The organism is Flagellimonas baculiformis, assembly GCF_033441575.1.
Classification (GTDB): domain Bacteria; phylum Bacteroidota; class Bacteroidia; order Flavobacteriales; family Flavobacteriaceae; genus Flagellimonas; species Flagellimonas baculiformis.
Genome location: NZ_JAUZVW010000028.1, coordinates 1 through 11,283, shown reverse-complemented (window position 1 = coordinate 11,283; position 11,283 = coordinate 1). Strand labels below are relative to the sequence as shown.

General features: G+C 41.5%; 14 protein-coding genes. 5 read left to right on the top strand and 9 right to left on the bottom strand.

Annotated features, from left to right (window positions below):
* Positions 1–231 precede the first annotated feature (231 nt).
* From SD450_RS19330 to SD450_RS19305, 6 genes are all read right to left on the bottom strand, one after another.
* Complete coding sequence (locus tag SD450_RS19330) at positions 232–393, bottom strand: hypothetical protein (RefSeq protein WP_318345996.1); 162 nt, start codon at positions 391–393, stop codon at positions 232–234.
* 4 nt (positions 394–397) lie between these two features.
* Positions 398–556, bottom strand: a complete 159-nt coding sequence (locus SD450_RS19325; RefSeq protein WP_318345995.1) for a hypothetical protein — start codon at positions 554–556, stop codon at positions 398–400.
* Between the two features lie 132 nt (positions 557–688).
* Positions 689–1,000, bottom strand: a complete 312-nt coding sequence (locus SD450_RS19320; protein ID WP_318345994.1) for an HTH domain-containing protein — start codon at positions 998–1,000, stop codon at positions 689–691.
* Positions 1,001–1,011: 11 nt separating this feature from the next.
* Positions 1,012–3,192, bottom strand: a complete 2,181-nt coding sequence (locus tag SD450_RS19315) for a peptidase domain-containing ABC transporter (protein WP_318345993.1) — start codon at positions 3,190–3,192, stop codon at positions 1,012–1,014.
* A 1-nt stretch (position 3,193) separates the two neighbouring features.
* A complete protein-coding gene (locus SD450_RS19310) occupies positions 3,194–4,363 on the bottom strand; it encodes an HlyD family secretion protein (RefSeq protein ID WP_318345992.1) in 1,170 nt (389 codons plus the stop codon).
* Between the two features lie 135 nt (positions 4,364–4,498).
* Entirely contained in the window at positions 4,499–5,671 is a 1,173-nt protein-coding gene (locus SD450_RS19305; protein WP_318345991.1) for a proline dehydrogenase family protein, read from the bottom strand.
* Between the two features lie 91 nt (positions 5,672–5,762).
* Between SD450_RS19305 and aroB the strand changes: the two genes are divergently transcribed.
* The gene (gene aroB, locus SD450_RS19300; protein ID WP_318345990.1) at positions 5,763–6,818 is read left to right on the top strand and encodes a 3-dehydroquinate synthase; all 1,056 of its coding nucleotides are present in this window, start codon (positions 5,763–5,765) and stop codon (positions 6,816–6,818) included.
* Positions 6,819–6,911: 93 nt separating this feature from the next.
* Positions 6,912–7,244: a hypothetical protein gene (locus tag SD450_RS19295; RefSeq protein WP_318345989.1), complete on the top strand. Its 333-nt coding sequence runs from the start codon at positions 6,912–6,914 to the stop codon at positions 7,242–7,244.
* A 1-nt stretch (position 7,245) separates the two neighbouring features.
* Here SD450_RS19295 and SD450_RS19290 read toward each other — a convergent pair whose 3' ends face one another.
* From SD450_RS19290 to SD450_RS19280, 3 genes are all read right to left on the bottom strand, one after another.
* Positions 7,246–7,707 carry a DinB family protein gene (locus SD450_RS19290; protein ID WP_318345988.1) on the bottom strand — a complete coding sequence of 154 codons (462 nt, stop codon included), beginning with the start codon at positions 7,705–7,707 and terminating at the stop codon, positions 7,246–7,248.
* Between the two features lie 76 nt (positions 7,708–7,783).
* Positions 7,784–8,263 (bottom strand): Lrp/AsnC family transcriptional regulator, encoded by a 480-nt coding sequence (locus SD450_RS19285; RefSeq protein WP_108425583.1) that lies wholly within the window; start codon positions 8,261–8,263, stop codon positions 7,784–7,786.
* 100 nt (positions 8,264–8,363) lie between these two features.
* A complete protein-coding gene (locus SD450_RS19280; RefSeq protein WP_318345987.1) occupies positions 8,364–9,467 on the bottom strand; it encodes a M14 family metallopeptidase in 1,104 nt (367 codons plus the stop codon).
* A gap of 280 nt (positions 9,468–9,747) precedes the next feature.
* On the opposite strand from SD450_RS19280, the gene SD450_RS19275 reads away from it, so the two are divergent.
* The 3 genes from SD450_RS19275 to SD450_RS19265 are packed head-to-tail and all read left to right on the top strand — an operon-like array spanning position 9,748 to position 11,136.
* A complete protein-coding gene (locus SD450_RS19275) occupies positions 9,748–10,143 on the top strand; it encodes a helix-turn-helix transcriptional regulator (RefSeq protein ID WP_318345986.1) in 396 nt (131 codons plus the stop codon).
* 31 nt (positions 10,144–10,174) lie between these two features.
* A complete protein-coding gene (locus SD450_RS19270; protein ID WP_318345985.1) occupies positions 10,175–10,552 on the top strand; it encodes a DNA topoisomerase IV in 378 nt (125 codons plus the stop codon).
* A 2-nt stretch (positions 10,553–10,554) separates the two neighbouring features.
* Positions 10,555–11,136, top strand: coding sequence for a DUF2971 domain-containing protein (locus tag SD450_RS19265; RefSeq protein ID WP_318345984.1), 582 nt, complete (start codon positions 10,555–10,557; stop codon positions 11,134–11,136).
* Positions 11,137–11,283: the final 147 nt, after the last annotated feature.

Sequence of the window (11,283 nt, the reverse complement as noted above, 5' to 3'; positions counted from 1 at the left end):
GCCCCTGAAACCAATCTGGTTCAGTGGCATTTAGTTTAATATTTTTTAAAAAGCAGGCTTACTCCTGAATGTCCCTATGTTCTTTACCATCCTTTTTTCCATAGTAGTATATTGAACCCAACAATATTAGTGAGATAATTAAACTAACAAAAAAATAAATTTTTTTCTTCATAATACTAAAATATAATAATAGCGCATAAGATTTTTTTCTTATGCGCTAAATAAAACAAATTATTCAGAGCCGACCAAATGTCCGCAATCATACAAACCTCCTAGACCAGGAACTAATAGATTTAAGAGGAATGACGTCGCGTTGTGCTTTGCACTACCACAATAAGGAAGTCCGCCATCTATCTGTTGTGTTTCTTCTAAAGATAATTGCTCTATTTTCATATTACTATTTTTTATGTTCAGCCCCATGGGCTTTCCCAAGTTCATAAACTGCTAAAAGGCCTACACTAATCGCTGCAACGATGACTCCTTCTAGAATGCCAGAACCACCATTGATGTTTTTCATGTCCTTATCATCAAGGACAGAACAATTAAAATTCTTCAAATTATAAAATTTTTAAATTAAACAATAATTTCCGAAACCAAAGCCAGAAATTCTATTGCGCGCTGCTTTGGGTTACATTCCAAAGATGGTACACGCCACTCTCAAATATTGAGAGTATGCACAATAAAGCTGTTAAAAAGCCAACAATCGTTTCATATGCGCAAAACAATTTCCCCCTGAGAGGCTACGCTCAGTCGATGCATCTAATTCTTCCCCATAAAAGCCACATTTAAAATGGGTTGTTTCTGTATATACATAACTTTGCCGTGCCAGATCATAACAGATGGGGGCGTTAAGCCCTTTCATAGTCTCTATCATTCTAAACACAGTCGCTTCCGAAACCTCCAGCCTGTCAGCCAATTGTTTTGGCCTTCCTGTTGCCTTCAGACGAATCAACTGATCAATACGCTCAATAATTTCCAGTTGTTGTGTAAGTTTTGCCATGACTATGGAAATTATGAATTAACAGGTTTAAGTATGGACAGAAATGTGGGGACTTGTTGTCGCCACAGTTTAAAGTAGGCCCCCTTTTGGTTGTATAGTTGGTAGTGTGAACCTTCCTCCAAAACTTCGCCCTTGTCCAGCACTACAATTTTATCCGCATTCACCACGGTGCTCAGCCTATGGGCGATGATGATCACCGTTTTACCCTCAGAGCGTAAATTGGCAATGGTTTTTTGCACAAAATTCTCCGAACTGCTGTCCAAAGAGGAAGTGGCTTCGTCCAAGACCAAAATTTCCGGGTCTTTGTATAAAGCCCGTGCAATGGCTATCCGCTGCTTTTGACCACCGGACAAAGACGCCCCATTTTCTCCTAAATAGGTACTAAAATCGTTGGGGAGACTCTCAATGAAATCCAGTATGCCAATGTCCTTGCAGATGCTGTAAATTTTCTCAAAATCTGGTTCAATCTCCCCTACCGCAATATTTTCAATGACATTGCCTGCAAACAGATCAATTTTTTGGGGCACTACACTTATCAAACTACGGAGACTCCGGTTTTCGATATGGTTAATGTCTATGTCCCCTATGCGTATTTTACCCTTATGTATGGGATAGATGTTTTGCAAAAGGGATACGAGGGTCGATTTTCCTGAGCCACTTTCCCCCACAAAGGCCGTTATGCAGCCTTTCTGAATGGTCAGGTTCAAATTTTTGAAGACTTCGACCCTTGTTCCATACTGAAAACTTACCTCCGAAAAGGTAATGTCATCAACCTTATCCCTGGTGAACACTATATTTTTATCTTTTTCCTCTCGCTCCAAATCCATGATTTCGAATAGACGGTCGGCCGCGATAAGAGCGTTTTGAATTTCTTTGTTTGCCCCTATCAAACTGCCCAGCGGACCAGTGAAATATCCAATAATGGCATAGAATGATAGCAATTCTCCTGGGCTAATCTGTCTTTCGATTACAAACCCAGACCCTGACCAAAGAAGTATGATTATGAAGATTTGAGAAATAGCTTTTGACGATGTTTGGGAGAAAATAGTGTTCAAAGCGGAAGTATACCCTGTTCTTAATAAGGTAATGAAACGAGTTTCCGTCTTGATGTTGGCAAAATCCTCCAGCCCAAATCGTTTGATGGTACCGACAGCATTCATGGACTCCACCAATTGACTTTCCAGATCGGCCGCATTCTCCATCAGCCTGCGTTCTACTTTTTTGTTGAGCCTGTTCACAATCCAATAAATAAAGATGTATAAAGGAATGATGATTGCCATAATAAGGGCCAGTTTCCAGTAGTAGGCAAACATCAAGGCAAAGGAGAAGATCACTATGAGGACGTTTACTGTCAGATTTAGGGCTACCCCATTGATGAAGTTTCTGATCTTGACCGCATCATTGATCCGAGAAATAATCTCCCCTACTCTCATAGTATCAAAAAACTGTTGGGGCAATTTCAATAAGTGTTTGTAGTAGCCAAGAATCAACCGTGCGTCAATTTGCTGTCCAGTTTTCAAAAGAAAGGTGTCTTTGTAAAATCCAATGGTCAGTTGAACCACTAATAGAACAAACATGACCACGCTCAGCAAGTTCAAAAGCTTGGCATTTCCCTCCACCAAAACATGGTCAGTGATTTTTTGGATATAGATTGATGTGGAAAAACCCAACAGAGTATATACCAATGCGCCAATAAAAGCTTGGACAAGTACCGATGTATGAGGTTTTAACAAGAACCAAAATCGTTTGAAGACCGACACCTTTTCATTTCCTTTTTGAAAATCTTCACTCGGGAGCAAGATCACGAGAACACCGGTCCATTCCTTTTTAAAATCTTCATGGGTGCGCTTTTCCAGTTTGCCCGAACCTGGGTCCATCACTTTTATGAAAGTCTTCGTCACTTCATAGATTACAACATAATGATGCAGTTTTTCCCGAACTATCACATGTGCAATGGCAGGCTTGGGTATCTTAAAAAGACTTTCAAAATCCCCACGAACCCCTTTGGCTTCCAAACCCAATTTTTGAGCGGCTTTTATGAGTCCATAGACATTTGTGCCTTTTTTGTCGGTACCTGCATATTGTCGTATTCTTGAGATTGGTATCTGAAAGTTATAATGTGCAGCTATCGATGCTAGGCAGGCAGCTCCACAATCCGTAATATCATGCTGTTTTATGGTTGTCTTTCCCATTTTATTCGGTTGAGGTGATTTGACTATTCTGTTTGGCTGGATTCATCCAATCATCAACCTTATCGTATAGCAATTGATACAATGTTCGTTCAGTGAGCTTAAATCGAGCATTAAAGGTCATTCCCTTTTTGATGGTACCTCTTACTCCATTTTTGAGTTGCAAAAACTCTTCGTTCATTTGGCATCTTACCTCAAAGACGGGTTGTTCATTGATCAGCTCAACATCTTGGGATATCTCGAGAATTTTTCCCGTCGCCAGTCCCCATTGGTTATAGTTAAAGGCATCAATCTGAAAATTGACCGGTTTTGATTCATCGATCAACCCGATATCCGAAGGACTCACATAACATACGGCCAATAACTCTGTGTCAGGGGATATTTCAGTCAATATCGAACCAGAAGACACTATGCTGCCTCTTTCAATGCCCATGGGATTTACCAATGAACCGGAGATAGGGGCGGTAACTACATGTTCTTTTTTGCTTTGTAGATATTGGGAGCTTTTGTTTTGGGTGATTTCCAATTCATTCTTGAGCTCCGTCAAACTGGATTCCCATTTGTTCAATTGTTGCTGTTTAAACTGATTGAAAGCATTTATCGCCAGGTCATATTCCAATTTGATGTCTTCAAATTCAGCTTTTGCAATTACTCCCCTCCCTAAGAGTTTTTGGTTCCGCTCATAATCAACCTTCAACTTTTTTATTCGGGTTTTATGTTCAAATAAGAATTCCGAATACTGAAAGTATTCTTTTTGGTATTTTGGAGATTGAATACTATCACTCTGTAGTTGTTTTTGCCCCAAAAGGTATTGTAGGTCATTGATTTCTTGTAGCAATCTTTTTCCGTCGTAATCTGTCAAGGCAATTTGCTCGTTGAGCACATTGTTCTCGACAATAAGCAACACATCTCCCCTTTCTACATATTTGTTGTTCCGGATATCGGAAAACAACACTTTCCCTGAATGGAGACTTGTTATGGCAATTCGTTCCATGGATGGTCTGACCAGTCCCTGCGCATTTTTGTAAACTGTAATTTTAATAAATGGCATGGAACCAACAGCCAAAATCACGACAGCTAAAATAAGGCCATAGACAGCCTTGCTTTTCACTCCATTTTTAGGAATGTGGGCCTGAATGGTATTTTCGATGATTTCTTTTGGAAAAATTTGCATGGACTAAATATCCTTGCAAAAAATAAAATCGGCAAAAAGAGCTTTTTATGATTTGTAAATGAGAAGTCAGATTTATAAATCACCTATATTTTTTCATAACACCATCAAGACTTCTCCTGAAACTATCCAAGAAAACTAATCCTCCAACTTCCTGCGCTTCCGTTCTTTTTGCAACAATGCCAACTCCCTTGAGGTCTGTCCGGCCACCGAAGTGTTCTCCTCTGCCCGACGAATCAGGTAGGGCATCACGTCCCGCACCGGACCATAAGGAACGTACTTTACCGCATTGTATCCGTGTGCGGCCAAATTATAGGTGATATGGTCGCTCATCCCGAACAATTGTCCAAACCAAATAGTGCTTTCCGATGGCGCTATGCCCTTTTCCTGCATTTTTGAGATCAATTTGAGGCAGCTCTGCTCATTATGGGTCCCTGCAAAGAGTACAAATCGGTCCAAATTGTCCATCATGTAGTTGATGGCAGCATCAAAGTTCTCATCGGTCTCTTTTTTGGAGGCGCAGATCGGGCTTGGATATTCTTTTTCCTTGGCCCTGTCATTCTCTTTTTCCATGTAGGCTCCCCTCACCACTTTGGCCCCGACGCAAAATTGCTCAGAAGTGGCAATAGCCTTTAATTTTTTGATATAATCCAGGCGGTCCCAACGGTACATTTGGAAGGTATTGAACACAATGGCCTTTTCCTTGTTGTATTTGCGCATCATTTCCAGCACCAGGTCATCGGCGGCATTCTGCATCCAACTTTCTTCCGCATCTATGAGCAGGGACACGTCCAGGTCGTGGGCTTTTTTGCAGACCCTGTCGAACCGGTTCACCAACCTGCCCCATTCGGCTGTTTCGCTTTCGTTCAACGTATGGCCTGCACTCACTTTTTCAAACAGTTTGAAACGACCAAAACCTGTGGGCTTGAACACCGCAAAGGGAATGGCATCCTTTTCCTTGACAAAATCTAGGACTTCCAAGGTCTTTTCCATGGCAAAATCGAACTGGTTGTCCACTTCCTTGCCCTCAGCGGAATAATCGAGAATGGAATAGACTCCTTTCTCATACATTTTATCGATGATGGGAAGGCAATCCTCCTCATTCACACCACCGCAAAAATGGTCAAAAACGGTGGCCCGGATCAGACCTTCAACAGGCAGGTGGGCCTTTATGGCAAAGTTGGTCACCGCAGTGCCTATGCGCACTAGGGGTTCGTTGGCAATCATCTTAAAAAGGAAGTAGGCACGCTCCAACTGGGAGTCGGTCTTCAGCTCAAAAGCTATTGCAGTATTCTCAAAATTCGGCAGCATTATTTGTAATCTATTTAAGATCCAAATATAAGTACGGAATCTATAACCTTTTCTATAAAAATAGTCTTTATTTAGTGGTGAAATTCAATTTATGGAATCGGTCAAATCACAAACCTACGAAGTACATATCGGGGAGTTGGCGCAAGCGGCCCTGAACCAGCACATTGCCAAAAAAAATTACTCCAAGATCTTTGTCTTGGTCGATACGAACACCAAGAAACATTGTTTGCCGGCATTCCATAAAATGTTCAGTGGGTATGTTGATTCCATTTTTGAAATAGAACCAGGGGAAGAGAACAAACACATCCACACCTGCCTTCAAGTTTGGGAGTTTTTGTCCAATTTTGACGGGGACCGAAAGAGTCTTCTGATCAACCTTGGCGGGGGGGTGCTCACCGATTTGGGTGGGTTTGTGGCCTCTACCTTCAAGCGGGGCATCGATTTTATCAACATCCCCACTACCCTGCTTTCCATGGTGGATGCGTCCATTGGTGGGAAAAACGGCGTTGATCTTGGGGCATTGAAGAACCAGATCGGGGTCATCAACCAACCACAAATGGTATTGGTATTCCCTGAATTTTTAAAGACGCTGGACCCAAGACAGGTGACGAGCGGCTATGCAGAAATGCTAAAGCATGGCCTTATCAGGGATGCTGCCTATTGGTCCGATCTAAAGGAAAAGAACAATTTCACGGACGCTTCCAGTATTCAAAAATCCATTGCCATCAAGAACGATGTGGTGCTGATCGATCCCACTGAAAAAGGATTGCGCAAAATCTTGAATTATGGGCACACCTTGGGGCACGCCATTGAATCCTACTGCCTTGAAAATCCCCATAAGAAAACCCTTCTGCACGGTGAGGCCATCGCCATCGGCATGATCTTGGAAGGTTTCATATCCCATGAACTCAAGGGTTTGCCCAAATTGTCATTGGAAGAGATCAAGGAAACGTTTTTGCGGTATTTTGAAAAAGTGGACTTTGACAAGGATGATATAGATGCCATATTGAAACTCCTGAAATACGACAAGAAAAATTCGCATGGCGATATCAATTTTGTGCTCCTCCAGGCCATCGGCGATGCGGTCACGGACATCAAAGTGCCTGAAGAACTCTTCCACAGGGCGTTCGATTACTACGCGGAATGATGGCTACACGTACTGAATTTTTCAGTTTACAACTCTCTTGATTGCGCCTCTGCAAAAAAGTATAGTTTAGGTCAGTATAAATAACTGACCATTATGAAACGAATACTGATCGACTACCAAAAGATGGACCACAAAGTGGCCACTGCCTTGATTGACTCCTACCCTGACGGATATGGGGATGACGACCTTCTGACCATTAAAAAACCCAATGGAGAAATCATAGAAGCTGTGGAAGTGAGGACCGATGACACCATTTACTTGGTAAAAATCAGCAAGAGCCTCTCCAATTTCATGGCCAATTTTGAGGAGACCATCGAAAGGGAACTGGACCGGGAATTTGACCTTGAACCTGTTGCCGACATGGAGGAAGAACCTTTTCAGGATTCAGCTTTTGAATCCGAAGAGATGGACAACGACGACTATTGAGCTAAACGAGGTATCGTTCCCTGATTATCCGAAGGTGGTGCGCTTGGTGCCCACTTATGATGAAACCCATGGCCCTAACACTCATGGGTGAACCACTGGCAACCCCTTTGCGTTTCAGTGTCCCTTCATCAAAAGGTTTGAAAAGGGTGATGGTGGAATCCCGCACGGCCATATACTCCGCCATCAAGTCCTCAACGGTCCTGCCATTGGCGTTGGAATACGGCACAAACAAGTCTTGATCGAATCCCGGCAAATCAACCTTGTCGTTCCGGGCAAAGCGAAGCGCACGATATTGAAAAATTCTCTCGGTGTCTATGATGTGGACCAAGACTTCGGCCAAGGTCCATTTTCCTTCCGCGTAGGCAAAAGAAAGTTTGCTTTCTGGGATTTTCTCCAAAAGGGACAACAATTCCTCTTTTCCAGTTACCAAAGCATCCATTAGGGAAACTTCCCCCAATGACATGATATAAGTATGGTAAAAAAGATTGTATTCAGAAGAAGGCAACTCTGAAAGAAACATGGTCCTTTTGTCAAGTAAATTACATCTCGTTGAAAATCGTGTGCATCAAACGCTTTTTGTCGTTGATGCTCTCTTCCAACGAAATCATGGTCTCCGTTCTGCTGATACCGTCAATGTCATCGATCTTGAAGATGATATTTTTGGCATGGGTGGTATCCTTGGCCCTGATCTTGCAGAAAATGTTGAACTTTCCTGTGGTGATGTGGGCAACGGTTACGTAGGGAATCTGGTTGAGCCTTTCGAGCACAAACTTGGTCTGATGGGTCTTTTCCAGAAAAATACCCACGTATGCTATAAAGGAGTAACCCAGTTTCACATAGTCAAGGGTAAGCGAAGAACCACGGATGATTCCTGCTTCTTCCATCTTTTTGACCCTAACATGGACCGTGCCCGCCGAAATCAACAACTTTTTGGCAATGTCGGTAAAGGGTGTACGGGTGTTGTCTATCAACATGTCCAATATCTGGTGGTCGACTTCGTCTAACTTAACTTTGTTCATTATCTTGAAATTTTCAGCAAAATTAGTGAATTGAGGAAATTTGCGTAATAAAAATGCTTCTTTTTTAAATAAAATGCAAGAATGTGCTGAGGATAGTTGTTTAATTTTTGATTTGGAGCAATAAATTAACAATTTTTTGATGCTGTGGAGCAAGTGCAAAATCCTTTAAATCAAGGCATTCTATTATTTCATGCCCATAAAATCCTTCAAGCGTGCCCATTTCACTGATTTCAGGTTCAAAAATGATTTTTTCCTCCTCCAGCACTTCCTTATATCGAATTCCGACCAGTTCTTTACTCAATTCCGGGTTCAGAACGTCTGGATTTTTGACCAGCACATCAAAGAAAAGCTTGTCGTTTTCGGGAATCTTGAAATAATCTTCCGAACTGAAATGTTCTATTTGGTCCAAAGCAATGGTTTTCAATGCTTCGATTAGGGCCTGAAAAATATATTCCCGGGTTCTTTCCCTTTCATAATCCTTTGGAAAATGTCCAGCCTCGAACAAGATGGTAGGTGTGCCCGTCATCTGGAAGGCATCGCCCACGCAATTGTCGTTAAATCCATCATCGTACCTTCCCACCTGTCCCGGAATGAGCTTTTGGAGCAAGGTATCCATGGCCACAATGATTTTCATGGCCGTCTCACGCGCAGGGGTCACATCCCGCGCTTCGTTGCTTGCGGGGGACAAAAAGGAAACTGTGGCGGGCTTGTCCGTGGCACCAGCGCTAAAAAGTGTTCGTTGATCGTGGAGATTGAAGCAATAATCAGGTTGGAATTCCTCAAAGAGCAGTCGCAAGGCCACACTTTCCGGTTGGGTGAGCATTTTTGCGTCCCTATTGAGGTCAACTTCGTTTTTGTTCACGCGGGTATACGCCTTGGCACCATCCGGATTGAGCATGGGGACAATCATTAGCGTGCAGTTCTTCAATATGTGTTCAGCTATGACCTCATCAGATTGTAGAAAGTTGACCATGTCCCAAATCGCCTTTGTGGTCGTGGACTCGTTCCCGTGCATTTGGGACCACATCAAAACCTTTCTGCGACCACTTCCGATTATAAAAGCATGCAGGGTTTTCCCACCCACGGACTTTCCAATTTCAACAACAGGAACGTGCAGTTTTGAAAAACAGGTTTCCTCCAACATCTCTTGGGTAATGTACCTTCCTTTTAGGGAAAGCTCTTTATATGTAGAATGATCGATCACGGGGCTAACTATTGGTCCACAAAAATAACCATCGAATATTTTACAATTGTAACAATTAAGAATTCAATATGTTTACAAAAGCATCAATCCTTGTTGCTGTTCGCATCTAATTTGTTACATATGTAATCAATTTTAAATTGAAATGATGTATTTAATTTAATATCAGTATGTTATATGTTGTTATATTATGTTTTAGTTTGAATTTTTGTGGAGTATTCTTGATTGATGTGTTCTGGTTTAAAAATGGATTTGTACATTTGGGATATGAAAATTTACATTTGTGGATGAAGAGATAATTTCCCGGATTCAGGCGGTCATCGCCCACTACGGCCTATCGGTTTCTGCTTTTGCGGATGAGATTGGAGTGCAGCGTTCCAGCATTTCACATTTGCTTAGCGGAAGGAACAGGCCCAGTTTGGATTTTGTGATGAAACTGGTCAACGCCTATCCCGAGGTAAACCTCTATTGGCTTTTAAAAGGGGAAGGTAGTTTTCCTGATGATGTATCTACAAAAAAGGAAAGCCATAAAACGCTTGAGCCTGAAGAAAAAGTAGTGGACCATCCCGTCCAAGTTCCATCCGTTTCGTCCAAAGCGACTTCCATAAAACAGCCCCATACCATTGTCATGCTCTTTGGGGATGGCACTTTTCAAACCTATAAGGGCGAAAAAGATTGACCCGTTCGAGTTCTTTCCGTTTCTTTGCACTATGGTAAAATATCTCTTTTCTGGACTCGTATTACTGGTTTTTTTAGCTTGCGGAGAAGCCCCACAACGCAACTGTACCGATTTCAAAACAGGCACGTTCACGTTTATGGCAACCATCAATGGGGAGGAAAAGAAAACTACCTTTCACAGGACTTTGGATATTGAAGTGGATGAATTTGAGGGTAAAAAGGACTCTTCCTCCATCCGATGGATCAACGATTGCGAATATGTCCTAAAGAATTTGAACCCAAAGAACAAGGCAGAGGAAAAATCCATCCATATCAAAATCCTGAGCACTACGGAGTCCTCTTACACCTTTGAATATGGCGTGGTCGGGGATACGAAGAAATTCAAGGGCACGGCCTATAGAATAAACTAAATATGTTGCAAGAAAACTCGCAAAACATATACTATAAGTTTCGTGATTTAAAAAATTATCAATATCTACTTGACATTATCCTGAATCAAAGGCTTTATGCTGCAAGTTTTCGAAATCTCAATGACAATTTTGAGGGTCAGTTTATTCTAGACAATCAATCTGAAGCAAAGCGTTACAGGTTAAATCCTAGAAAACAAGATCATATAAGTGTTTGTTCATTTTCAAAAACATATAAAAATCATCTAATGTGGTCTCATTATTCTGATGGCCATAGAGGAATTGTAATAGGATTCACCGTTGATGACTCACTTTATAAAATTGAAAAAGTAGCTTACAGCGGTTTAGCAACGTTTAATTTTTTCCCGAACAGGAGTGAAGATCTAAAGAATGTTTTTCTCAATAAAATCAAAGAATGGGATTATGAACAAGAATATCGCATAATGCGAGAAAAGCAAGAATATATAGAAATTGAAATAAAAGAAATCATTTTCGGAGCAGAAACCCCTGAAATAGACAAAACAATCATATCGAAATTAGCAAAGCTTATAAATCCCGATATTGTTTTAAAAACATATTACGATTAAGTAGTTATTTAGATTAAAACCGTCAATTCGAGTGAAATTCTGAAGGAATTTTGTATCGAGAATCGGTTTTGGGACATTCAGGAGTAAGCCTGCTTTTTAAAAAATATTAAACTAAATGCCACTGAACCAGATTGGTTTCAGGGGCAT